Raw genomic sequence first — 19,893 nt, forward strand, 5'->3', positions numbered from 1 at the left:
CCTTGGATTGATTCTAAATTCAGCGAATCTACAATGCTGTTGACCAGGCGCACAGGGTCATTGGCATCAATATCTTGACCAAGTTCTGCAGGAAATAGCAGGATGGGGTCGGATATGTAAGGACGAAAGTGTAACTTTGTATTCATTAAGTAATTGATATTTGCTAAGTTACTCAAACTTAGTGAACGAACGAAGCCCTGGCTCGTGAAAGTTGGGGCTTTGTCGTTGGATGAGGAATAAAAAAAGGAGGCTGCCCCAAAAATGAATTTTGACACAGCCCCCCGGAAAGTATGGATAATATTTTTGATGTTAGTTGTTTTCTTGTGCTTTTCTTGACGAATAGCTGATATTGAGCGCATCTGCACGTCTCAACTCTTCTTTAACATCAGAAACAATTTTCATCTTGGTGTCCTTGTCCACTTTTAATGATGTTGTCATCAATTTACGGCGTGCATCGTCGATCTTGGCCATTTCCTCTTTTGCATAAGTATAGACGTCTTTGGCATTTTGCGTGATTTCACCGTTAAGCTGAATACAAGGGTTGGATCCGTACTTTGATCTGTAAGCTTCTGTAGGTTTACCGATGTAGATGAAAGTCACCAGAGACTTTTCTTCTAACTTGGTCAATTCCGTTGCCACAGGTAAGCGGTTGTATTCCACTTTTGCCGTAACCTCACGGATTGTCGTAACCATCATGATAAAGAACAGGAAAGCAAAGATCAAGTCAGGCAAAGACTGAGTGTTTAACTCGGGCATTTCGCGCCCGCCGGATGAACTGAATTTTCCCATTTTACTTAACGTTGGTTAGGTTAGACAATGGCATCTCCGAAATGTGCATCGGATAAGCTTCTTTCGCTACAGCTTTCTGCTGAGAAACTGTTAGATCATCATAAGGTTTGCGAAACATTTGTTGTGCATACTTATTCCAAACTTCTTTATAGGCACGTATCAATTCATTTTGTACGTCTATATAGCGCTGGTAACTCGTTCCGATCTGATTTTTCAATGAGATGGCATAAGTACTTGTCGTTACACGTTGTTCGCCTAAACCCGGTATTTCCCTCAACTCTTTCTCGGGCAGGTCAGGACGGTCTTTGGGGTTCATGATGAACTCAACCGCAATATCTTTAAGTTGCTCCAACGGAACCTCCACGATTTCGTCCCTTCCGCTTATCTCCTTCGAGATCACGATTTTATCCTCCTGGTTTACAAGCAAACGAAGGATGTTTCGCTTTTTGATCTCGATTGGTTTGTTATCTTGCTGTTTAGGTGCTAACGGCGGTAAAGTCCGTTTTAGACCTTTATCTGTCTCCATTGAGGTGGTAATCAAGAAAAAGATCAGCAACATAAAAGAGATATCGGCCATTGATGACCCGTTTATACCCGGGGTTTTTCTTTTCTTTCTAGCCATAATTCTTTTTGTTCTTAATCGATTAAAAAATTACTTCTCTCAACGTTTCATTACTTTACGAACAGCACCCCAAATGATACTCAAAATAACTAAAAAAGCTGTGATATAAATGGTGTACAACCACATGTCAGCTGTTTTAAGCCAGGAAGGAGTATTGTAGATTTGAGAGTCGGAACTCAGATGTTTTAGCAAATCTCCGCTTCCAACAGAGTAGGAGATGATTAATAAAACTGCAATCAATATGGCAGCGCCCAATGAAATTGTCGCTCTTCTGGGGTTTGTCTTGAATGCTTTAAGCAAACCAGCGATTGCAAAAAATATCGTTGTTATAATTGTCAGGCCAAACAGGAAATATGCCCAATTTAGCAGTAATCCGGTATTCTCGTAGACTCTGTGCTCACCCTCTACATGGAAACCTCCGATGTAAAATGCAGCCAGAACAATGATGCTTAAGATCACCGTAATCAATGAAGTCCAACTGGATACCGCTCTAATTTTAGTAACAGCCATTGGTCTTTATTTTAGATGTTTTTGTTGTGTTTCAGATTGTACTTGATTACCATATCGAGTAGAGAGATAGAAGCATCTTCCATACGGTTCAGGATACCTTCTACCTTTGTCAGGATGTAGTTGTAGATTACTTGAAGAACCATAGCTACAATAAGACCACCGATAGTCGTAATAAGAGCAACCTTCATACCTCCTGCAACTACCGTCGGGCTGATATCACCTACACGCTCGATTTTGTCGAATGCCATAACCATACCGACAACCGTACCCAAGAACCCGAGAGACGGAGCGATAGCAATGAACAGTGTAATCCAGGAAAGATTTTTTTCCAAAAGACCGCCTTGTACACCTCCATAAGAGATAATAGCCTTGTCTACTACCTCTATGCCTTGATCCATTCTCATCAAACCTTGATAAGCGATAGACGCTACAGGGCCGCGAGTATCACGTGCGATGGTCTTAGCTCCTTCGAGATCTCCGCGCTCCAAAGCCTCTTCAATATCTTTCAGCAGTTTTTCATTGTTGATATCTGCAAGGTTCAAATAAATGATACGCTCTAAACAAACAGCCAAACCTAAAATTAAAACAATTGCAATTAAGCTCATGAACTCAGGTCCACCTTCGATAAACTTTGTTTTTAATGCCTGGTGGAATGAAACGTTTTCGGCAACCACTTCAGGTGTAGCTTCTTCCGTAGCTGCGGTTTCTTCCATAGTGGCTTCAGTTGTCTGTTCTTCAACAGCTGTTGTGTCTGTAGGAGTGGCATCCTGGGCTACTGCCTGGTTTGTAAAACCTAAGGACAGAAAAGCCATACATGCAATGGTAGCAAATAACTTTTTCATCGTGATTTGTTTTTGAATTAGTAATTCTTTTATTGTTCTATTAAATCTTGTCTTTTGTGATTTGTTATTCCGTAAAATTAAAAATCTTTTTTGTTAGTTCATCACAATAACGTATTCTTTTGTGATGTTCTGTGCGGAGAGAGCGGGATTCGAACCCGCGAAACGCTTTTGGCGTTTACACACTTTCCAGGCGTGCCTCTTCAACCACTCGAGCATCTCTCCTAACAGCGAATCAGTCAATGATTTTGAAGATTTAAGTTTGTATAAATCGGAAGAAATATAAGCCGGGTTAACAGCTTGTGATTCTTTTCCATGCGGTAATCATTGTATTCTTCGTACAAATCTATGTTTTTTTCGGCACTTACACTCTATAATTACCGCATTAATTTTGTTTTTATGGGTATATCTTTTTAGATTTTAAAAAGTTTTCTGGCATTTTTGGCTGTCTGTTCCCCTATTTTTTCAGGTGTTTCTTTCAGAACGTCCGCGATAAATGCAGCTATATAGTTGATGTAGGCCGGTTCGTTTCTTTTCCCCCGTTTGGGCACCGGAGATAAATAAGGCGCATCGGTTTCGAGCAGCAATCGGTCTCCTGGAATCAGATGAAGAATCTCTTTTAAGTTGGAATTCTTAAATGTAACGATACCATTAATTCCTATCATAAAGTTCGTTTGTGTTAAAATCTCATCGAGCTCATCCAAGCTTCCGGCAAAAGAGTGAAAAACTCCGCTCAGATTTTCTACTCCTGCTTTTTTAACACATTCCATGGTATCTGGATGAGCCGAACGCTGGTGGATGATAACGGGAAGGGACATTTCCTTGGCTATTGCCAGCTGTGCTGAAAAGGCTTCTTTTTGTTCCTCTTTGTATTTTTCCTCCCAGTAATAGTCCAGTCCGATTTCTCCGATTGCCACCCCCGGATATGTTTTGTGGAAATCAAGAATTTTTTTCAATTCTTGTTCCCATCCGCTGTTAACAGAAGTCGGATGCAACCCCCATGCCAGCCTGATCTTTTCTGGATATTTCTGCTGACAGGCCAGCATCTGTTCGGTCGAGGCCGAATCTATATTCGGCAATATCATGAATGCTACACCGTTGTCGGATGCACGCTTCACCACATCGTCCAAATCTGTGCTAAACTCTTCTGTGTAAATATGCGTGTGTGAGTCTATCAACATGATAAAAAGATGAGTGATAAAGATTAAAATGCCCGGCTTTTCAGTTTGTTTGCCAACTCGATGATGGGCATAATTGCATCTTCTCCGCAAGACAGAGATTTCAGGTTGTTCAAAGAGTTTTCCGTATAATCGCTTACCATTTGCGAAACCTCCTCTTTTATTCCCAATTGATTATACAGCTCCGTGACAGCTTTGATTTTTTCAGCTTTTTTGTCTGTGCCCCAATATAGATAATCATTCAATTTTTCTCTGCTTTTGCCCTTGGTTTTTTCAAAGGCTTTGATTAGCAGCAATGTTTTTTTGTTATTTACGATATCTCCTCCGGTCGGCTTTCCTAATATGCTTTCATTTGCATAGACATCCAATAAGTCGTCTTGAAGTTGGAAGGCCAAACCCATATCGATGCCGGCCTGATATATTTTCTTTGTATCAACGGCATTTGCGCCGCCGATTGTTGCCCCTATTTCAAGAGCACCACCTAACAATACCGCTGTTTTCAGGCGAATCATGTCGATATATTCTTCTGCCGACACATCATCCCGGTCTTCAAACTCCATATCGTACTGCTGACCGTCACAGATTTCCAGAGACAGTTTTGCAAAAGGTATGATGATTTTTTTGAGAATCTCCGCCGGGTATTTTTCAGATAAGATTTTGAAAGACATAATGCTCATGGCATCACCCGAAAGGATCGCTTGATTGGGATTCCACTTTTTGTGAACAGCAGCTTTTCCCCGTCTTGTCGGAGAATTATCCATCAGATCGTCATGCAACAATGTAAAGTTGTGATAAATCTCCAAGGCTATGGCTGCATCGAGTGCCGGCAATGGGTCTCCATTGTTAAAAGCCTGGCAGGCTGCACAGCACAGGACGGGGCGTATTCTTTTCCCTCCCAGTCCTATTGTATAACTGATAGGCTCATATAAATTATCGGGTTTTAGACGGTTCAGGTGCAATGTATCCAATGTGTTGTTTACAAGTTCCGTCAGTTCTCTTGTGGTATACATTATGGTTTCTGCTTATTGTATATGGTATAAAAATTAGAGGCTACTCTTTAGCTTTACGCTTTAGAATAGCCTCTATAAAGGTAGTTAATTTTATGTATGATTACATCAATTGGAATGTGACGGGCAAAGTGAAGCGGCAGCGTACCGGACGTCCCTGTTGTTGGCCGGGTTTCCACTTGGGCATGCTTTTTACCACACGTATAGCCTCTTTATCAAGTTCCGGGTCTACACCGCGAATAACCTGGATTTGAGTGATGGACCCGTCTCTTTCTACCACGAATCCAAGATGCACTTTACCTTGCACGCCGTTGTCAGCAGCAATTTGAGGATAATTGATGTTTTCTCTTAGATATTTATACATTTCATTGATACCGCCCGGGAACTCGGGGTTCTTTTCTACCACAGTAAAGATCTTTTCGGCTTCTTCGTCGGCGGCACTCACTTGGGGCACGATTACTGTTGGAGGCGGTAGTTTTTTATCTTCTTCTCCTGAAATCAAAGTAACCTTTGCTACTTCTTTTTCATTACTTACAACCTCGAACTCTTCCGGAAGCTGAACTTCTATTTTTGCCACTTCCGGCTCCGGTTCCGGCTCCGGTTGTTTTTGGTCTTCGATAAGTAACTGTTCGTCGACATCTGCAATATCTATCTTTGCAATGATGTTGTCGTCATGTTTTGTTAGAGAACGGTACTCCAACGAAACATATACGATGGCCAATGCAACCACCAACCCCATTAACAGGGAAAGGCCTTTTTGCTTTTCCAGGTTTGCTTTCGGTGATTTTTTGATTTCCATAATTCTTAAATATTAAAATGTTTGATTTCTGTTTCTATCGTTTTTCTATGACAAATATATACCGTTCCTCGAAACATTGCTTCACTTTTACCGGCAAAGAAAAGGTTTGGTTAGAATAGTTAGAAAAAAGGATTTGATAGAAAAGCAAATAGCTGTTTCTCTTTTGGAAAAACAGCTATATCTTTTCTTTTGAAGTGACCTCGGAGAGGCTCGAACTCTCGACCCACTGATTAAGAGTCAGTTGCTCTACCAACTGAGCTACGAAGTCGATTTTGAAATCTTAAATCGGTCCGGCAGGTAAAAACAATTGTCACGATTGGGTGACCCCGGAGAGGCTCGAACTCTCGACCCACTGATTAAGAGTCAGTTGCTCTACCAACTGAGCTACGGAGTCATAACAATCAAAAAAGGTCGTTGAAACCAACCCTGCCGATTTTTAACGGTGCAAAGGTAGCAGAATTTATTTAGTTCGCAACAAGCATCAAGAAAGAGAAATCTGTTTTTGAGAAAAATGAAGGTAATCCGCTTTTCTCCCTTCCCTTTGTTTTGTTTGTAGCTTACTTCTGCTTGATAAGGTCTAAAAATTCTTCGCGGGTTTTAGCCTCTTTGAATGCACCGGTAAAATCGCTTGTAGTGGTGATGGAGTTCTGCTTCTGCACTCCTCTCATCTGCATGCACATGTGTTGGGCTTCCAAAACGACGATTACACCCAGCGGATGAAGGGTTTCCTCGATACACTCTTTGATCTGTGTAGTCAATCTTTCCTGCACTTGCAGCCTTCGGGCAAAAACGTCTACCACTCTGGGCAATTTGCTGAGTCCGGTAATATAGCCATTGGGGATGTATCCGACGTGCGCTTTACCGTAAAAAGGCAACATATGGTGTTCGCATAAAGAATAAAAATCAATATCCTTCACGATAACCATTTGCCTGTAATCTTCCTTAAACATGGCAGCCCGTAAGATCTCTTTAGGATCCTGATCATATCCTTTTGTCAGGAAGCGCATGGCTTTAGCCATACGGTAAGGCGTTTTGATCAATCCCTCACGCTTCGGGTCTTCACCCAAAAGCAGCAGAGCTTCGTGATAATGCTCTTCTAATTTGCTTTTCCTTTCTTCTTCAGAAAGATCTTTATATTTATCCATTATTACTTTTAGACTATATTGCGGCCGGCCGTTTGTCTTTGTATAAAAATTAATTGTTAGGCATTTCTGTTGTCGGGTTGTAGTTGCGTATCCTTACTTTTTCACGAACAACATAGACCTCTTTTGCGATACCCGGCAAAGCATTTTTGAGAAGATCTTTCACTTCCTCGGCTTCTTGTTGTGTTAAGAAGTCTCCTACCTGCAACCGCCAAAAAGGAGCCCCGAAGGTGATGTAGCAATTGTATTCGGGAAACGCATTCTGAATTCTGGCAGCTCTGCTGTAAGCTTCGCTTTTTGACTCTTGAGTATTGCCTGTATAGGCTTGAATGCGGAACCCCTGTACCGTATACATATTGCCTTCTTTGCCCAGAATCTGGTTGTTTCTCGTCAAAACATGTCCTACCCGGTTACGAATTTCGGATGACTGATGGATCGTTATGATTCCTTCTCCTTCACTGATACTTTGTAAGGCCTCAAAAATAGATGCCGGCACCGTCTTTTGGTATGTCGCATTACTTTGAGCGGACAAGCTCAAAGTAATCGATATACAGATTGTTATAAAGACTCCTGAAAATCCTTTTCTTGCCATGTTTAATCTTTTTCAAGTTAGTCGATGGGAAGCTGTATTTTACGATTTTTATCTCGTAAAAATAATATAATTATTAGAGTGTTCAGAAAGCCTCTATAATCGGAAGGAATTTTTCCACCGATAAAGATGCGCCGCCGATCAGTCCGCCATCGACATCTTTTTGACCGAATAATTCTTTGGCATTTCCTGCATTGCAGCTACCCCCATACAAGATTGTACAGTTTTCAGCTATCTCTTTTCCGTATTTCTCTTCGATAAACTGTCTGATGTGGCTGTGTATTTCCTGTGCCTGTTCTGCGGTTGCTGTCAGTCCGGTGCCGATAGCCCAAACCGGTTCGTAAGCCAAAATCAGTTTGCTGAAATCTTCCGGAGACAAACCCCATAGTGCACTGCTCAATTGTTCTTCTACCACTTTGAAATGCTGTCCGGCTTCACGCTCTTCTTTTACTTCACCGATGCAGAAAATCGGAGTAAGCCCGTTTGCTAAGGCCAGTCTTACTTTTTTTGTTAATGTTTCCGCATTTTCTCCATAATATGTACGTCTTTCGGAGTGTCCCAAAATTACATATCCGGCTCCTGTAGAAGCAACCATTTGTGCAGATACTTCGCCGGTAAAAGCTCCTTTCTCCTGATCTGCGCAATTTTCAGCTGCCACACCGATCTTTTTCGTGTCGATAGTCTCGCAGATGGTTGCAAGATGGATAAAAGGAGTACCTATAATTACATCGCAATTCGGTTGTTTATTTTTCAAGGCTTCATTCAAGTCTTTTGCCAGCTTAACACCTTCCTGAAGTGTCAGATTCATTTTCCAGTTTCCTGCTACAATGTTTTTTCTCATTTTAATCTCTTTTAATTTGATAAAGATATTATGTATGTCCCAACTTTGTCAGGATTTTACTCTATTCACTCTTCTTATTCTTCTTCCGGCAGCCAACAGGGTCAAAAAGGCCCATATGATCAGCGGTATCAAAGTTTTTTTATGCCGGTTGACGCTTTCTTCTTTGACAAAAGCCTTATTGAGGAATGAGGCTGTTTGTTTTTTTGCAGGGAAATCATATCCGTTTACCTTGTCTATGATTTTCCCGTTCTTTATCAGTAATAATCCCGGGTTGCCCCGTATGATTGTTTTTATTGTCGTCGGATCCATGAAAAGCATCGGCAGGATAGCATTGGTTTTGATGCGCCACTGATTTATCTCTTCGTAAGTAGCTCCCGACACGCCGTAAAACAGATAACCTTGTGAAGTACTTGTGCGATAAAGATGATCTATTATTTCCGGTTTAACGGATGACATTTTCTTCAGATTCGGGGAGAACATAAGCAGAACGCCCTTATCGTTTGTCAGTATTCGTTTCGATAGCTCATTTCCCTGTGTGCCGAAAAGAATAAAATCGTTGATTTCAGCCTGTTTGCCTTTTTTTACAAGCGTTTCTTTTCTGTCTATATACGTCCAGCTTTTATCCGGAAGGCTGTCTATGGGAAACGTTTTCTCTATGCCGTCTTTTTCGTAAATGAATTCATATTTATATTCGTCTTTTGCCGCATCCTCCGGTGTTTGTGTTGCAGCTTTTAAGTCCAGGCCTTTTTTGAACGGTCTGAAATCCCACATCGGTAGATGCCTGTAATTCATATAAAGAAAGTAGCCGTAGGCAAAAAACATCAATACCGTAATCGCCCACATCTCTTTTTTCTTAAACAGACGGGATATTTTACGAGGCCTTAAAACCAGAATGGTGCTAAAAAACAGGAGGATGATGTTTTTCAGAAAAGTTTGCCGGTTCGTCAACTTTACGGCTTCTCCGAAACAACCGCAATCGGTTACGGCATTACTCATTACTAACCATAATGTCAGTAAAAGCATTATCATGGTCAAAACCAAAATGACTTTAGTCGTTAGCCGCCTGAACGCTCCCATAAGCAGCAAGGCGCCGAGGACGAATTCTATTACGCATAAAGCAATGGCTATTTCCAAAGAAACAGGCGTAAGCAGACTTAGCCCCAAGGCCGAAAGATATTCTCCTACTTTGATTGATACTCCCACCAAATCGGCCCCTTTGATGAGGCCTGAAAAAAGGTATACGGCACCTAAAAGTATTCGACTTATCTCTATGATTATTTTACCGGCCATACATTCAGTTGAATAAGAGCGAATATGCTGTAGTTGATCATATCCATATAGTTGGCGTCTATGCCTTCGGATACCAGCGTCTTACCTCCGAGGTCTTCGATTTGTTTGGTTCTGTATATTTTGGTCAGTATCAGATCCACATAAGACGATATGCGCATTTGCCTCCAGGCCTCTCCATAGTCATGATTTTTATTTGCGAGCAGGGCTGCTGTTTTTTGAGCTTCGGCATCGTACATTCTGAGAGCCTCTTCTTCATCGATGTCCGGTTCGTCGGCCGGTGGCCGTTGAAGCTGGATCAGTGCAATAATTCCATAGTTTACGATTCCTATAAACTCCGAAACGATATCCTCTCCGACCCTGTTATCGCCGTTTTCTTCTATACTTCTTATTCTGTTGGCTTTAATATAGATCTGATCTGTGAGGGAGCGGGTGCGCATGATACGCCAACTGGCTCCGTAGTCATGAAGTTTCTTTTCAAAAAGACTACGACAGTGTTGGAGTACATTCTGTACTTCTAAAGCTGTTTTCGTTTCTTGGGCCGATCGCAATTCGCTCATAATCATTCTGGTGTTTAATCAACCTGTTTTTTCAACAGGGCAAAATCGATCACTTCATGTATGTCGCCTACATGATGGAAAGTCAACCCCTTAAGATACATATTATTTATCTCTTCTATATCTTTTTTGTTCTCATCAGAGAGTATGATATCCGTAATGCCGGCTCTTTTGGCTGCCAGGATTTTCTCTTTGATACCTCCCACCGGCAATACTTTACCGCGCAGGGTTATTTCTCCTGTCATAGCCACATTGGCTCTAACCTTACGTCCGGTGATAGCCGAAATCAAGGAGGTCACGATTGTGATACCCGCACTGGGGCCGTCCTTTGGAATAGCTCCTTCCGGTACGTGTATGTGCACCTCTTTATTGGTAAGCATATCGTCTTTAATCCCGAATTCTTCTGCATGTGCCCGCACGTAGTCCAATCCCAGTATGGCAGACTCTTTCATTACATCTCCCAAATTACCGGTCAGGGTCAGCTTTCCTGTCTGACCGGAGTGCAGGCTGCTTTCGATGAAAAGTATTTCACCACCCACGCTCGTCCAGGCAAGGCCTGTAACCACACCGGTATAGTCGTTGCCCTGATATTTGTCTCTGGAATAGGGTGGAGCGCCAAGAAGATCTTTCAGATCGGAAGCCTTTATGTTGGTCGGATACACCTCTTCGGCTGCAGCTTTTCGTGCTATCTTTCTTACGACGGCTGCAATTTTCTTTTCCAGTCCTCTGACTCCGCTTTCACGTGTATAGCTCTCGATTATCTGTTCCAGCGCATCTTTGGTAAATTTGATTTGTTTCTTGTCAAAACCGTGTTCCATTAAAACTTTCGGAACTAGATGCTTGGCTGCTATCTGTATTTTTTCTTCCGTAATATAACCCGTTACCTCGATTAGTTCAAGGCGGTCTCTGAGCGGTTGCGATATTGCACTGAGGTTATTTGCCGTAGCCAGGAAAAGCACATGGCTCAGGTCATAGTCTATATCCAGATAATTGTCGTGGAATGTGGAATTTTGCTCCGGATCCAGCACCTCTAATAAAGCGGATGACGGATCGCCTTTGAAATCGCTGCTCAGTTTGTCTATTTCATCCAGTACGAATACGGGATTCGAGGTGCCGGCGCGTTGAATTCCTTTGATGATGCGTCCGCTCATGGCACCGATATAAGTCCGTCTGTGACCCCTGATTTCCGCCTCATCGTGCACGCCGCCCAAAGAGATACGAACCGATTTGCGCCCCAAACTCTCTGCAATACTTTTTCCCAGAGATGTTTTTCCTACACCCGGAGGGCCGTACAGGCAGATGATGGGTGCTTTCATATTGTTTTTAAGCTTGATTACGGCAAGGTGCTCTATAATACGTTCTTTAACCTTTTCCAATCCGAAATGATCTCTGTCGAGGATTTTTTGAGCTCTGGTCAGGTTGAAGTTGTCCTTGCTGTACGATTCCCATGGCAAATCCACAATCGTCTGCAGGTATTGCAGCTGTACGGCATAGTCGGGGCTTTGCGGATGAAGCCGTTCCAGCTTGTTGATTTCCCGGTTGAAGATCTCATCCACGTTTGCATTCCAGACTTTTGTTGCCGCTTTTTTTCTCAACTCCATAATATCTATTTCGTTGAGGTTGCCGCCCAATTCTTCCTGGATGGTTTTTATCTGTTGTTGCAAAAAGTACTCTTTTTGCTGTTTGTCCATCTCTTCTCGTGTTTTGGACTGGATGCGTGCTTTCAGTTCCAGAATCTGCATTTGGTTGTGTTGCAGAACCAGAAGTTTGTAGGCACGTTTTTTCAGATCGTCTATTTCCAGTAAGGATTGTTTATCTTCTATGGAGTCCGAAACGTTTGCCGAAGCAAAGTTGATGGCATACAGGGGATTTTTGTTGCTTTGCAAAGCCGTGAAAACCTCTGCCGGCACCTGATCCGTAACGAGAGAAATCATTCTCATCGTTTGTTCCTGAATGGCAGAAACCAGAGCTTTGAATTCCTTGTCGTTTTTATCCGGCTTAATATAAGGTATCAGTTCGTAAGTGCCGGCCAGATAAGGATTGGTTTGAGTCAGCTGCGTTAATCTGAAACGCTGCCGTCCCTGTATAATGGCAGTAGTGCTGCCGTCGGGCATATCAACCACTCTGATTACTTCTGCTATTACGCCGATTTCATAAAGATCTTTTCCTTTCGGATCTTCCACCGTCATGTCGCGTTGGCAGATTACTCCGAAATAGGGGTTGGCTTTTTGCGCTTTTTTGATAATTTTTAACGACTTATCGCGCCCTACGAGTATGGGTATGGCGAGCCCCGGGAACAAAATCATATTCCTCAAAGCCATTATCGGTAATATTTCGGGCAGATCTTCTTTTTTTACTGCAAAATCATCATCTTTTTCAAACATGGTAATGATAGGAAAAGCTAAAGGGAAGGCTTCATCCTCCGTCTCCTCGAGTATGAATTGATTTTGTTTATTCTTTATTATCATATAGTTGAATGTGAATCTTATCTTCTTTTTTAGGCGTGCTTCTTATCTCTGTTTTTTATATAAACATAAGATGAACCGCAAAAATACAACAATTTAGTCGACTTATGGTTTTGGCGATATTTGAACCGACCATTGCTTTTTTGATTTCTTTGTCCGGAGGGATGACTTTTCGGTGAAAAAAATATTTTTCACCGGTAGCCTCAAAAACAGAGATCTGTTAAATCTGCCTCAAAAACAGATACTCAATGAGCAAAAAAAACTATTCACAAAGCTCCGAAAGCGATATGAATAGTCTTTTTAACTGAAAAGGGTTTTCTCTTTTGATAGCACCATCATATTCCGATATATGGTGCAGCCCTAATTTAAATAAAAATAATTCAGCTGATCAGGGGTCGGGTCCACTGCGCGGACTATCCCGTGGTCGTCAATCAAATAGGTGTGGAACGATTGTTTTAATCCGAATAAATCTAAAACTTCTTCTCTGTCGTTAGGGTTTATCCACATCTGATTTGATAAGTCCATATGATCGAGGGCCAAAGTTCCTTCGAATACTTCCTGATTCGTATCCAAAGAGATAGCCCGGTAACCGATTTTGTCGCTCAATGTAGCATTGAAAAAGTGTTTCCAAACAATATTTTCAGCGCGGCTGGCATTGTCGTAAGCTGCCCAAAAGTGAACGAGGGTAAACCTGTTCACGCCTTTTTCGGGTGCTAAGTCGGTAAGATCGCTCATATGAGACTTCATTCTCGGCATAGAGGCTCCAAGGCTTAATCCTGTCATCGAATTGTTGACCGGAAGTATGGCCGAACTGCCTGCGATAAGAGCCGACAGCGCAACGAATACGCCGAGAAGGATCTTCTTCAACTTCATAATAATCAAATTGGGTTTCACATACCCACCCGGTCGATCCATGGATAATGAAATCATGGATAACTACTGCCCTGTTCTACTCGAATTATATCCCAACTCCTCAAAACAAAGCCTTGGCGGGTTCCCGACTTTCGGGGTGTGTTGCCTCATGCAATCCGCTGATTGTCAATAAGAACAACGACTACAAAGTTATAATAAAATATTTTTCCGTTCAAAAACAGGGCGCGAAAGCTCTGTTTTTTCTCTTCTGAAATCCGCTTTGTCAGAGCCGGATAATTTGGTTCTCCTGTGCTGCAATCGTTTCGGGAAAAATGTTTTTAGCTTCTTCTAAAAGACCTTCCTCGTTCGGATAACGGGCAGAGTAATGTCCGATCAAAAGACGTTTTACATTTGCTTCTTTGGCTATCATGGCAGCCTGTGCAGCGGTACTGTGGTACGTCTCCCGGGCTCGCGAGAGGTCCGACTGCCTGAATGTAGCCTCATGATACAGCAGCGTGACCTCCTGAATTAGCGGAGCAAGTGCCGGTCGATAAGCCGTATCCGAGCAATAGGCATATTTCCGTGGCGGGCATCCTTTTTTCGTAAGTCTGCTGTTGCTGATTGTTTCCCCGGTTTCCGTAACGAAATCCTCTCCTCTCAGTATCTGTTTGTAGGCCGTGATGGGTATCTGGAAGAAATCGCAGCTTTCCTTGTCCAAATGCAGCGATTTACTCTTTTCCTCAACCAGAAATCCGGCACATTCGATGCGGTGTTTCAAAGGCAGAGAGGAAATCTTGACAGACGGATCTTCGTAGATAAGGCGGGATGCCGAGCAGTCTATCGTATGCACTTCTATTTCGAAAGCCAGCCGGACTCCGAATAGTTTCATGAAACTGTCCATATATTCTCTAATCCCTTCGGGACCGTAGATTTCGAGTATACCCGTTCTGCCCAAAAGACTCATAGAGGAAATCAAACCCGGCAGTCCGAAACAGTGATCGCCATGAAGGTGGCTGATAAAAACAGCACGAAGGCGCGAAAAATTCAACCGGCTTCGTCTGTAATTATATTGGCACCCCTCTCCGCAGTCTATCATATAGAGTTTCCCCCTTATATCCAATACTTGGCAGGCAGGCCAGTGTTTGGTGGTGGGAGTAGCCGACCCGCAACCCAATATATGTATGTCGAACTTTTCCATCAAAGCATTTCGTTTTCGATATGCAAATATAATCGGTTTGGATTTGTCTTTGTTTTCTGTGCCGGCCGAGGCTCGAAACCGAAAGAGCCCGTTCCGGTAAATTGTGCGGCCTCCGTCTGAAATCTTACAAGTGTAATTTCAAGCATTAATTTTGTCGTCTTAAGGGTTGCCGGGAGAGAAATCCCGGAAGGAGCAAAAAACATTGCCTGACAGTTGAAAATTCTTTGCCTGATGGATTTTCAACGAAGTTAACTTGGATTTTTTTTCTTTGCCTGAAGAATTTTCAACCGTCAGGCAGAAAAATTTTCAGTACATGTCACTTTACGGGCTTTTGAGACATCTTTTGATTTTATCAGCCGATGTTTCGGAGGTTTTTCTTTCCGGAGACTATATTATTATGGTGTGTGTTTCTTTTCTTTTCAAAAAATACTTTCCGATGTTTTGTGATTTCCATCTGTCCGTATTTTACCGCGAACGAAAAGTATGTAACTTTGCAGCCATAAAATACAGAATACCGTATTGTTAGTTATGGAGTATAATTTCCGTGAAATAGAGCAACGCTGGCAGAAGTACTGGCAGCAACGAGAGATTTACAAGGTAGAAGAAGACCCCTCAAAGAAACCTTTTTATATATTGGATATGTTTCCTTACCCTTCCGGGGCTGGGTTGCATGTAGGACATCCTCTGGGATATATCGCTTCTGATATTTATTCGAGATACAAGCGGTTAAGCGGTTTTAATGTGCTGCATCCCATGGGATATGACGCTTTCGGCTTGCCGGCCGAGCAGTATGCCATACAGACAGGGCAACATCCGGAAATAACAACGGAACAAAATATACGCCGTTATCGCGAGCAGTTGGATAAGATCGGTTTCAGCTACGACTGGAGTCGTGAGGTGAGAACGTGCGACCCCGAGTATTACCATTGGACACAATGGGTATTCATCAAAATGTTCGACTCGTATTATGATACGGAGAAACAGAAAGCTTGTCCGATAGATGAGTTGACCGGTCATCTGAATCGTTTCGGAACGGAAGGACTCCATGCCGCTTGCGGTGAGGAAGTGGAAATAACGGCAGCCCAATGGAAAACCATGGGAGAGAAGGAACAGCAGGAATTTCTTATGAATTATCGCATTGCCTATTTGGGCGATACGATGGTTAACTGGTGTCCTTATCTGGGGACGGTGCTGGCCAATGATGAGGTAAGCGAGGGGGTGAGCGTTCGCGGGGGGCATCCTGTGGAGCAGCGTCTGATGCGCCAGTGGTGCCTGAGGGTATCGGCTTATGCCGAACGGCTGCTGAGCGGTTTGGATCAAGTGGACTGGACCGACTCTCTGAAAGAGACGCAACGGAACTGGATAGGACGCAGTGAGGGTGCCGAGATTCACTTTGAGCTCGATCGTCCCGAGGATCCGCTGACATTTACTGTTTTCACAACTCGTGCCGATACGGTTTTCGGAGTTACTTTTATGGTATTGGCTCCTGAAAGCGAATTGGTACAACAGGTAACGACTGCCGGTCAAAAAGAAGCTGTGGAAACTTATTTGCAGCAGACTAAACACAAAACCGAGCGTGAGCGTATTGCTGACCGGCGTGTGTCCGGCGTGTTCACCGGCGCCTGTGCCATCAACCCTTTGAATGGTAAGCGTATTCCCATCTGGATCAGCGATTATGTATTGGCCGGTTATGGAACGGGTGCTATTATGGCCGTACCGGCACATGATACCCGGGACTTTGCTTTTGCCCGCCATTTCGATTTGCCCATCGTGCAGGTGGTCGTACCCGAAGGCGAGGAGGCAACAGACCCGGCTACCTGGGACGATGCCAGGGACAGCAAGAGCGGTACGATGATAAACTCGGATTTTTTGAATGGTTTGCGTGTATCCGCTGCGATTGCAAAGACAAAAGAATATATTGCAGAAAAACGTTTGGGACGCATCAAGGTCAATTATCGCTTGCGCGATGCTATTTTCAGTCGCCAGCGGTATTGGGGAGAGCCCTTCCCGGTTTATTATAAAGACGGTATCCCTTATGTTCTTTCGGAAGACAGGTTACCCCTTGTATTGCCTGAGGTCGATGCCTTTTTGCCCACCGAAAGCGGAGAGCCGCCTCTGGGAAGAGCCAAAGGTTGGCATACCCCGGAAGGGTATCCTTACGAACTGAGTACCATGCCGGGTTTTGCAGGTAGCAGCGCCTATTATCTGCGTTATATGGATCCGCATAATCGTAAGGCTCTGGTGGGGAAGGAAAAGGATGAATACTGGCGGCACGTGGATCTTTATGTGGGAGGTACGGAGCATGCTACCGGACACCTCATTTACAGCCGTTTTTGGGATAAGTTTTTATTCGACATCGGTTTGGTTTGTGAAGAAGAGCCGTTCCGTAAACTGGTCAATCAGGGGATGATTCAGGGACGCTCCAATTTTGTTTACCGTATCAAGGATACGAATCGATTTGTTTCGTTCGGTTTGAAAGACCGTTATGAGGTTACTCCCATTCATGTGGATGTGAATATCGTACACAACGATCGTTTGGATCTTGACGCCTTCAGAGCTTGGCGGCCTGAATTTGCAACGGCCGGGTTTGAGCTGGAAAATGGCGAATATATCTGCGGGTGGGCTATCGAGAAGATGAGCAAATCCATGTTTAACGTGGTAAACCCCGATGATATCGTGGCTCGTTATGGAGCCGATACGCTTCGTCTTTATGAAATGTTTTTAGGCCCGTTGGAGCAGAGCAAACCGTGGGATACGAACGGTATCGACGGGGTGCATCGTTTCTTGAAGCGCACATGGGGGCTGTTTTACGAACAGAACAGCGATAAGCTGCGCGTGGATGATGCCGAGCCGTCTGTCGAAGAGTTGAAAAGTCTGCATAAGCTCATACGTAAGGTGACGCAGGATATAGAACAGTTTTCGTTCAACACTTCCATATCGGCCTTTATGATTTGCGTAAACGAGTTGAGCGCTCTCAAAACCTCTTCGCGTTCGGTGCTGCGTCCTTTGCTGATACTGCTTTCGGCCTTTGCTCCCCATATTGCAGAAGAACTGTGGCATGCAACAGCTGCAGACGATGAGGAGCCGGAGAGTATCGTGAATGCACAATGGCCGCAATTCAAGGAAGAGTATCTGGTCGAAAAATCAGTGACTTACCCGGTCAGCTTCAATGGTAAAACACGTTTTACGGTCGCTTTGCCTGCCGATATGGATAAAGCCGCCGTGGAGGCTGCTGTAATGGCTTCTCCCGAAGCTGCCAAATGGCTGGAAGGGAAAGAACCGAAACGTATTATTGTGGTACCTGGACGCATTGTGAATATCGTATTGTAATCTTTTAGGAATAAATAAATCTTTATATAAGAACGAAACAAATGACACCAACGATTTCGGCGCCTAAAAACAGGGCGCAAAAGGCCAAATATTTGGCGCACGACATGTTCTTCATCCTGCTCGGTATAGCTTGTTATGCTTTCGGGTGGACGGGCTTCATTCTGTCTCAGCGTATTACCACCGGAGGATTGGCCGGTATCTCTACCATCATTCATATCATAACCGGTCAGCCGGCATATATCAGTTATAATATCATCAACGTTTTTCTGCTCATCATCGCTTTGATTTTTTTGGGGTGGAAATTTTCTTTGAAAACCGTAATCGGAGTATTGCTTATTGCTCCGATGGTTACGATTGGCGAAAGTTTGTTCGGTAATCAGCCGATGCTGGCCGATCAGCCTTTTATGGCTCTGCTTATCGGCTCCGTTTTCTGCGGACTCGGTTTGGGGCTGGTTTTCGGTGTAAACGGCAGTACGGGCGGTACGGATGTTATCGTGGCGATTATCAATAAATACAAGAATATATCACTGGGGCGTGCCATGATCATGGTAGACTTGTGTATCATTATCAGCTCCTATTTTGTTAACGTTTACTTCGCGAAAGAAACCATTTCTTCGGCTAAAGCTATCGACTTGTTGGTGTACTCGGCAGTAGAAGTGCTGTTGGTATCGCTTACGATGGACTGGTATGTCAACAGCAACCGCCAAAGCGTTCAATTTTGGATTTTCAGCACCAAGTATGAGGAAATCAATGAGGCAATCATCAAGCGTCTCGGACGTGGTTGTACCATGCTGCATGCAGAGGGCGGATACAGTCATCAGCCCGCTAAGGTTTTGGTGGTGGTGGTGCGTAAGCGCAATAGTTTACCCGTTTACCGCATCATTCAGGAGATAGACCCGAAAGCTTTCGTTTCTCAAGGGGCTGTTAGGGGTGTTTACGGTGAGGGATTCGACCAAATCAGCAAATCTAAATAGAGGCCGCGTAAGTGCGGTTGAAAAACAGGAAAGCCTGCTCCGGGGATTGTCTATGCAATTTTCGGAACAGGCTTTTGGTTTGTAATACCGACGATTGACGGAAATATGCGAAGAGCCGGGTAGGAAAATAATTCCTGCCGGCAGGATGATCGTTTCGTTACTGTCGACTGAGATTATCCCTCACTCCTTTGTGCTTCTACTTTCGCTACGATTTCCCATTTTTCGGCATCGTTTATCTGTTCTTTTCTCCAATGGAAAGCCGTGGCAGTTATGTCGGAAAATACGTATCTCATTTTTCCGGTCGTGTTTTCGGTCAGTATGATGTCTTTACCGGCTTTTCGGGCTGTCAGCCGGATAGCTTCACCCGTACAACCGTAGAAAATATCCCACGTCGAAGTCTTCGGATTGAATATGCGGAGCGTGGTTCCGTATTCGGCATCCGGCTGTTTGTTTGTCAACCTCTCGGCACGCGATGGAACGATGAACAAGTCTTGAATGGCCGTGCCGTCCAAAACCCGGGAGAATATCCATTCACCTTTAACCCGTCTTGGCACCATATTCTTCAGATGATCTATCCATTCGATATCCCATTTGCCAATTAAACAACTGAAATAATCGTATTTTTCGGGTATTCGTTCACTCCTCGTTTCACTGCAAAGTGCAGTCTTGAATTCTTCCATAATTGTTTTCTTTTTTATTTTATACTGCTTGTTATCCATTGTGGATTACTATTTTAGAAGTCTGTTTTTATACTGTCGGGAAGTAACAGAAGGGTGCGTACTTTATATCTCAGGTAATCCTCCCTGCAAATCTCCTCGCAGTAGCGTTCTTCTCCTGAAATTACAAAATGTGTCGAGGCAATAAAAGGTGCAGTGATAAGCAATAACCAAAATGAAGCCGAAGTCACACAGACT

The 19,893-nt window shown here is 43.6% G+C and carries 19 protein-coding genes and 3 tRNA genes; 2 read left to right on the plus strand and 20 right to left on the minus strand.

Features of this window, described 5'->3' with window-relative positions:
• From A3GI_RS11790 to A3GI_RS0104545, 19 genes are all read right to left on the minus strand, one after another.
• Positions 1 to 359, minus strand: a 359-nt coding sequence (locus A3GI_RS11790) for a hypothetical protein (RefSeq protein ID WP_211205813.1), incomplete at its 3' end; no start/stop codon positions are given.
• Positions 310 to 789, minus strand: a complete 480-nt coding sequence (locus tag A3GI_RS0104460) for an ExbD/TolR family protein (protein WP_018360279.1) — start codon at positions 787 to 789, stop codon at positions 310 to 312. The genes A3GI_RS11790 and A3GI_RS0104460, both read right to left, overlap by 50 nt.
• A gap of 1 nt (position 790) precedes the next feature.
• On the minus strand, positions 791 to 1,411 hold the full coding sequence (locus tag A3GI_RS0104465; RefSeq protein WP_026215937.1) for an ExbD/TolR family protein: 621 nt from the start codon (positions 1,409 to 1,411) through the stop codon (positions 791 to 793).
• A gap of 39 nt (positions 1,412 to 1,450) precedes the next feature.
• Complete coding sequence (locus tag A3GI_RS0104470; RefSeq protein WP_018360281.1) at positions 1,451 to 1,921, minus strand: hypothetical protein; 471 nt, start codon at positions 1,919 to 1,921, stop codon at positions 1,451 to 1,453.
• Between the two features lie 11 nt (positions 1,922 to 1,932).
• Positions 1,933 to 2,763 carry a MotA/TolQ/ExbB proton channel family protein gene (locus A3GI_RS0104475; RefSeq protein WP_018360282.1) on the minus strand — a complete coding sequence of 277 codons (831 nt, stop codon included), beginning with the start codon at positions 2,761 to 2,763 and terminating at the stop codon, positions 1,933 to 1,935.
• A 134-nt stretch (positions 2,764 to 2,897) separates the two neighbouring features.
• Positions 2,898 to 2,985, minus strand: a tRNA-Ser gene (locus tag A3GI_RS0104480).
• 188 nt (positions 2,986 to 3,173) lie between these two features.
• Complete coding sequence (locus A3GI_RS0104485) at positions 3,174 to 3,941, minus strand: TatD family hydrolase (protein ID WP_018360283.1); 768 nt, start codon at positions 3,939 to 3,941, stop codon at positions 3,174 to 3,176.
• Between the two features lie 23 nt (positions 3,942 to 3,964).
• Entirely contained in the window at positions 3,965 to 4,948 is a 984-nt protein-coding gene (locus tag A3GI_RS0104490; protein ID WP_018360284.1) for a polyprenyl synthetase family protein, read from the minus strand.
• 100 nt (positions 4,949 to 5,048) lie between these two features.
• Positions 5,049 to 5,744: an energy transducer TonB gene (locus tag A3GI_RS0104495; RefSeq protein WP_018360285.1), complete on the minus strand. Its 696-nt coding sequence runs from the start codon at positions 5,742 to 5,744 to the stop codon at positions 5,049 to 5,051.
• 195 nt (positions 5,745 to 5,939) lie between these two features.
• A tRNA-Lys gene (locus tag A3GI_RS0104500) sits at positions 5,940 to 6,012 on the minus strand.
• A gap of 53 nt (positions 6,013 to 6,065) precedes the next feature.
• Positions 6,066 to 6,138: transfer RNA gene (locus tag A3GI_RS0104505), tRNA-Lys, on the minus strand.
• Positions 6,139 to 6,301: 163 nt separating this feature from the next.
• Positions 6,302 to 6,889 carry a GTP cyclohydrolase I FolE gene (gene folE, locus A3GI_RS0104510; protein WP_018360286.1) on the minus strand — a complete coding sequence of 196 codons (588 nt, stop codon included), beginning with the start codon at positions 6,887 to 6,889 and terminating at the stop codon, positions 6,302 to 6,304.
• Between the two features lie 49 nt (positions 6,890 to 6,938).
• Entirely contained in the window at positions 6,939 to 7,478 is a 540-nt protein-coding gene (locus A3GI_RS0104515; RefSeq protein ID WP_018360287.1) for an SPOR domain-containing protein, read from the minus strand.
• Positions 7,479 to 7,560: 82 nt separating this feature from the next.
• The gene (tpiA, locus tag A3GI_RS0104520) at positions 7,561 to 8,316 is read right to left on the minus strand and encodes a triose-phosphate isomerase (protein ID WP_018360288.1); all 756 of its coding nucleotides are present in this window, start codon (positions 8,314 to 8,316) and stop codon (positions 7,561 to 7,563) included.
• A gap of 48 nt (positions 8,317 to 8,364) precedes the next feature.
• Positions 8,365 to 9,606 (minus strand): BT_3928 family protein, encoded by a 1,242-nt coding sequence (locus A3GI_RS10525; RefSeq protein WP_018360289.1) that lies wholly within the window; start codon positions 9,604 to 9,606, stop codon positions 8,365 to 8,367.
• The gene (locus A3GI_RS0104530) at positions 9,591 to 10,163 is read right to left on the minus strand and encodes a DUF1599 domain-containing protein (RefSeq protein ID WP_036870109.1); all 573 of its coding nucleotides are present in this window, start codon (positions 10,161 to 10,163) and stop codon (positions 9,591 to 9,593) included. The genes A3GI_RS10525 and A3GI_RS0104530 overlap by 16 nt, the downstream gene beginning before the upstream one ends.
• Positions 10,164 to 10,177: 14 nt before the next feature.
• A complete protein-coding gene (lon, locus tag A3GI_RS0104535) occupies positions 10,178 to 12,628 on the minus strand; it encodes an endopeptidase La (protein WP_018360291.1) in 2,451 nt (816 codons plus the stop codon).
• Positions 12,629 to 12,985: 357 nt separating this feature from the next.
• Positions 12,986 to 13,540: a hypothetical protein gene (locus A3GI_RS0104540; protein WP_018360292.1), complete on the minus strand. Its 555-nt coding sequence runs from the start codon at positions 13,538 to 13,540 to the stop codon at positions 12,986 to 12,988.
• Positions 13,541 to 13,760: 220 nt separating this feature from the next.
• Positions 13,761 to 14,675, minus strand: coding sequence for a ribonuclease Z (locus tag A3GI_RS0104545; protein WP_018360293.1), 915 nt, complete (start codon positions 14,673 to 14,675; stop codon positions 13,761 to 13,763).
• Positions 14,676 to 15,203: 528 nt separating this feature from the next.
• On the opposite strand from A3GI_RS0104545, the gene leuS reads away from it, so the two are divergent.
• Together leuS and A3GI_RS0104565 are read left to right on the plus strand one after the other, a co-directional pair.
• Positions 15,204 to 18,005 carry a leucine--tRNA ligase gene (gene leuS / locus A3GI_RS0104560; protein ID WP_018360296.1) on the plus strand — a complete coding sequence of 934 codons (2,802 nt, stop codon included), beginning with the start codon at positions 15,204 to 15,206 and terminating at the stop codon, positions 18,003 to 18,005.
• A 41-nt stretch (positions 18,006 to 18,046) separates the two neighbouring features.
• A complete protein-coding gene (locus A3GI_RS0104565) occupies positions 18,047 to 18,979 on the plus strand; it encodes a YitT family protein (RefSeq protein ID WP_018360297.1) in 933 nt (310 codons plus the stop codon).
• Positions 18,980 to 19,152: 173 nt separating this feature from the next.
• Here the strand turns inward: A3GI_RS0104565 and A3GI_RS0104570 are convergent, their stop codons facing one another.
• On the minus strand, positions 19,153 to 19,698 hold the full coding sequence (locus A3GI_RS0104570; protein WP_018360298.1) for a hypothetical protein: 546 nt from the start codon (positions 19,696 to 19,698) through the stop codon (positions 19,153 to 19,155).
• Between the last annotated feature and the right edge of the window lie 195 nt (positions 19,699 to 19,893).

It is taken from the genome of Porphyromonas macacae DSM 20710 = JCM 13914 (assembly GCF_000379945.1).
GTDB classification, from domain to species: Bacteria; Bacteroidota; Bacteroidia; order Bacteroidales; family Porphyromonadaceae; genus Porphyromonas; species Porphyromonas macacae.

Coding starts and splice junctions, on each gene's coding strand:
- A3GI_RS0104495 (WP_018360285.1), bottom strand. CDS start 5,744: ATGGAAATCAAAAAATCACCGAAAGCAAACCTGGAAAAGCAAAAAGGC.
- tpiA (WP_018360288.1), bottom strand. CDS start 8,316: ATGAGAAAAAACATTGTAGCAGGAAACTGGAAAATGAATCTGACACTT.
- A3GI_RS0104570 (WP_018360298.1), bottom strand. CDS start 19,698: ATGGATAACAAGCAGTATAAAATAAAAAAGAAAACAATTATGGAAGAA.
- A3GI_RS0104485 (WP_018360283.1), bottom strand. CDS start 3,941: ATGTTGATAGACTCACACACGCATATTTACACAGAAGAGTTTAGCACA.
- A3GI_RS0104540 (WP_018360292.1), bottom strand. CDS start 13,540: ATGGATCGACCGGGTGGGTATGTGAAACCCAATTTGATTATTATGAAG.
- A3GI_RS0104545 (WP_018360293.1), bottom strand. CDS start 14,675: ATGGAAAAGTTCGACATACATATATTGGGTTGCGGGTCGGCTACTCCC.
- A3GI_RS0104530 (WP_036870109.1), bottom strand. CDS start 10,163: ATGAGCGAATTGCGATCGGCCCAAGAAACGAAAACAGCTTTAGAAGTA.
- leuS (WP_018360296.1), top strand. CDS start 15,204: ATGGAGTATAATTTCCGTGAAATAGAGCAACGCTGGCAGAAGTACTGG.
- A3GI_RS0104490 (WP_018360284.1), bottom strand. CDS start 4,948: ATGTATACCACAAGAGAACTGACGGAACTTGTAAACAACACATTGGAT.
- A3GI_RS0104465 (WP_026215937.1), bottom strand. CDS start 1,411: ATGGCTAGAAAGAAAAGAAAAACCCCGGGTATAAACGGGTCATCAATG.
- A3GI_RS0104470 (WP_018360281.1), bottom strand. CDS start 1,921: ATGGCTGTTACTAAAATTAGAGCGGTATCCAGTTGGACTTCATTGATT.
- A3GI_RS0104460 (WP_018360279.1), bottom strand. CDS start 789: ATGGGAAAATTCAGTTCATCCGGCGGGCGCGAAATGCCCGAGTTAAAC.
- lon (WP_018360291.1), bottom strand. CDS start 12,628: ATGATAATAAAGAATAAACAAAATCAATTCATACTCGAGGAGACGGAG.
- folE (WP_018360286.1), bottom strand. CDS start 6,889: ATGGATAAATATAAAGATCTTTCTGAAGAAGAAAGGAAAAGCAAATTA.
- A3GI_RS10525 (WP_018360289.1), bottom strand. CDS start 9,606: ATGGCCGGTAAAATAATCATAGAGATAAGTCGAATACTTTTAGGTGCC.
- A3GI_RS0104565 (WP_018360297.1), top strand. CDS start 18,047: ATGACACCAACGATTTCGGCGCCTAAAAACAGGGCGCAAAAGGCCAAA.
- A3GI_RS0104475 (WP_018360282.1), bottom strand. CDS start 2,763: ATGAAAAAGTTATTTGCTACCATTGCATGTATGGCTTTTCTGTCCTTA.
- A3GI_RS0104515 (WP_018360287.1), bottom strand. CDS start 7,478: ATGGCAAGAAAAGGATTTTCAGGAGTCTTTATAACAATCTGTATATCG.